General features: G+C 50.7%; 2 rRNA genes. Both read right to left on the reverse strand.

Annotated features, from left to right (window positions below):
* Nucleotides 1-46 precede the first annotated feature (46 nt).
* Nucleotides 47-158 (reverse strand): 5S ribosomal RNA (rrf, locus tag O0V13_RS21300).
* 102 nt (nucleotides 159-260) lie between these two features.
* Nucleotides 261-3,131: ribosomal RNA gene (locus O0V13_RS21305) — 23S ribosomal RNA — on the reverse strand.
* Nucleotides 3,132-3,207 lie beyond the last annotated feature (76 nt).

Genomic DNA, 3,207 nt, shown 5'->3' on the forward strand with positions numbered 1-3,207 from the left:
GGCTCTAAAACACAAAAGCCTCAGCTGTTTAGCTGAGGCTTGAATAATGTGGCGGCGACCTACTCTCCCGGGTGTAACCCCAGTACCATCGGCGCAGCAGGGCTTAACTTCTCTGTTCGGGATGGGAAGAGGTGGGACCCCTGCGCTAGGCCGCCTAAATCTTGATACCTGTTCGGTATGTAATATTTTATTGTTCTTGGTACACTGTACATCGTACTTGGTACGCTTTTTAACATATATCGTAGAAACTGTAACACAGCATAGGTAAGCTTTCGGGCAATTAGTACTGCTCAGCTATGACATTACTGCCTTTACACCTGCAGCCTATCAACCTCATCGTCTCTGAGGGCCCTATATGGAAGTCTCATCTTGAGGGGAGTTTCGCACTTAGATGCTTTCAGCGCTTATCTCTTCCCGACGTAGCTACCCGGCAGTGCAGTTGGCACCACAACCGGTACACCAGCGGTCAGTCCAACCCGGTCCTCTCGTACTAAGGTCAGGTCCTCGCAAACTTCCCACGCCCGCAACAGATAGGGACCGAACTGTCTCACGACGTTCTGAACCCAGCTCGCGTGCCACTTTAATGGGCGAACAGCCCAACCCTTGGGACCTTCTTCAGCCCCAGGATGTGACGAGCCGACATCGAGGTGCCAAACCTCCCCGTCGATATGAGCTCTTGGGGGAGATCAGCCTGTTATCCCCAGCGTACCTTTTATCCTTTGAGCGACGGCCCTTCCATTCAGAACCGCCGGATCACTATACCCGTGTTTCCACCCTGCTCGGCTTGTCGGCCTTACAGTCAAGCTCCCTTATGCTATTGCACTCCACGTACGGTTACCAAGCGTACTGAGGGAACCTTTGGAAGCCTCCGTTATCCTTTTGGAGGCGACCACCCCAGTCAAACTACCCACCAAGCAATGTCCCCTGATTCAGGGTTAGATACCAAATAAATAAAGGGTGGTATTTCAACAGTGACTCCACAGATCCTGGCGAACCCGCTTCATAGTCTCCCACCTATCCTACACATCATTTATCCAGTACCAATGCTAAGCTGCAGTAAAGGTGCATGGGGTCTTTCCGTCCCGTTGCGGGTACACGGCATCTTCACCGTGACTACAATTTCACCGAGCTCATGGCTGAGACAGTGCCCAGATCGTTACACCATTCGTGCAGGTCGGAACTTACCCGACAAGGAATTTCGCTACCTTAGGACCGTTATAGTTACGGCCGCCGTTTACCGGGGCTTCGATTCAATGCTTCTCTTGCGATAACATCCCCTCTTAACCTTCCGGCACCGGGCAGGTGTCAGGCCTTATACTTCGTCTTTAAACTTCGCAAAGCCATGTGTTTTTGTTAAACAGTCGCCTGGGCCTCTTCACTGCGGCCTCTGTCGCCAGAGGCGCCCCTTCTCCCGAAGTTACAGGGCTATTTTGCCGAGTTCCTTAGCCATGATTCACTCGAGCACCTTAGGATACTCTCCTCGACCACCTGTGTCGGTTTGCGGTACGGGTATTCATACGCTTAACGCTAGAAGTTTTTCTTGGAAGCCCTTAGGATCACTATCTGATTGTCCGTAGACGCTCAGTACTATCAGCTTCGGCTAAACTGACGCATTTAACTATCAGTCCAATACCTACAACCTTCAACGCGGTATTCCGTCACCGCGCGGATCTTTCATCACTCCGTCACTCCATCACCTGTATGAATAGTACGGGAATATTAACCCGTTGTCCATCGACTACCCCCTTCGGGTTCGCCTTAGGTCCCGACTAACCCTGATCCGATTAACGTTGATCAGGAAACCTGGGTCTTACGGTGGGCGGGTTTCTCGCCCGCCTTATCGTTACTTATGCCTACATTTGCTTTTCCAAAAGCTCCACCATGCCTCACAGCACAGCTTCGCCGCCGTTGGAATGCTCCCCTACCACTGATATTACTATCAATCCTTCGCTTCGGTACTAGATTTGATGCCCGATTATTATCGACGCCCTGTCGCTCGACCAGTGAGCTGTTACGCACTCTTTAAAGGAATAGCTGCTTCCAAGCTAACCTCCTGGCTGTCTCTGCAACTGGACCACCTTTGTTCAACTTAATCTAGATTTGGGGACCTTAGCGGAAGGTCCGGGTTCTTTCCCTCTCGGACTGGGACCTTAGCACCCCAGCCCTCACTGCCGGTTCTGTATAATGGCATTCGGAGTTCGTCAGGATTTGGTAGGATTTGACTCCCCCTAGTCCTATCGGTAGCTCTACCTCCATCATACAATTCCCGACGCTGTTCCTAAAAACATTTCGGGGAGTACGAGCTATTTCTCAGTTTGATTAGCCTTTCACCCCTACCCACAGCTCATCCGGAAGCTTTTCAACGCTTATCGGTTCGGTCCTCCATTGTGTGTTACCACAACTTCAACCTGGCCATGGGTAGATCACTAAGTTTCGCGTCTACCCCCTCCGACTCAATCGCCCTTTCAGACTCGCTTTCGCTCCGGGTACAGCACTCAATGCCTTACCCTTGCCAGAGAGGAGTAACTCGTAGGCTCATTATGCAAAAGGCACGCCGTCACTACACTCAGTAGCTCCGACCGCTTGTAAGCGCACGGTTTCAGGTTCTATTTCACCCTCCTATTCGGAGTACTTTTCACCTTTCCCTCACGGTACTAGTTCACTATCGGTCTCTCAGGAGTATTTAGCCTTACCAGATGGTGCTGGCAAATTCAACCGGGATTCCTCCGGTCCCGGCCTACTCAGGATACCCGCCCAATCAACAAAACTTCCCGTACGGGATTCTCACCCTCTACGATTGGCCTTCCCATGCCATTCCAGTCACTTTGTCTCTCTTTTTGCAGGTCCTATAACCCCACATATGCCGTAACATATGTGGTTTGGGCTGTTCCGCTTTCGCTCGCCACTACTCACGGAATCACTGTTGTTTTCTCCTCCTATGGGTACTTAGATGTTTCAGTTCCCCACGTTCGCCTATCTTACGATATAATCCTTAACGGATTGGGTTGCCCCATTCGGATATCTACGGATCAATTCGCATTGGCCGATCCCCGTAGCTTTTCGCAGCTTATCACGTCCTTCTTCGCCTCTGAGAGCCTAGGCATCCCCCGTGCGCCCTTATTCACTTACTCTACTTCATTTTCATGATTATTTCTAATCACAAACTCTGTTACAGTTTCTACTCAATATGTCAATGAACTTTTTCCC

The organism is Algoriphagus sp. PAP.12 (genome assembly GCF_026652115.1).
Taxonomy (GTDB): Bacteria; Bacteroidota; Bacteroidia; order Cytophagales; family Cyclobacteriaceae; genus Algoriphagus.